Raw genomic sequence first — 433 nt, 5'->3', positions numbered from 1 at the left:
ATACCTGATCGCGGCCGGTTATCAGGTGATTGGCATATCGGTTGCAGGAGAGTGGTGTAAAACAGCAACGATTATCTATGAGACGGGTGTTTCAGCCGATCAAATGAAGCCAACCACGTTGCGGCAACATAGTGAGCGTGCGCTCGGGCTAATTGTAAGCCTGTTGGCACTGGTATTACTGTATCATGCGCTGCCCGCTGCCTTATTGACGCAATCCCAGTTATATCAATTTGTTCTTACGGCAGCTGCGCTAGTATGTGCGGTCTTTTTTGTACAAAGCTTGCGCGTCACATTTCCTCAATGGGGAATCATGATTGGACTGCTTGTTTTGGCAGTCTACGCGCATATCCTCGAACAAGACATGTATGGGATTAAAGAGCATCCACTGATGTTAATTGTCATAACGATCATCGTGGCATTAGCACTCTGTGTG

At 47.3% G+C, this 433-nt stretch carries 1 protein-coding gene; it reads left to right on the top strand.

Annotation, left to right across the window (positions count from 1 at the left end):
• A partial coding sequence (locus ERX37_RS11195; RefSeq protein WP_133430747.1) for a hypothetical protein occupies nucleotides 1–433 on the top strand: 433 nt, incomplete at both ends.

Origin of the sequence: Macrococcus hajekii (assembly GCF_004359505.1) — a bacterium.
In the GTDB taxonomy this organism is placed as follows: domain Bacteria; phylum Bacillota; class Bacilli; order Staphylococcales; family Staphylococcaceae; genus Macrococcus; species Macrococcus hajekii.
The sequence above is the reverse complement of the archived record's forward strand: the minus strand, read 5'-3'. Positions and strand labels throughout refer to the sequence as shown.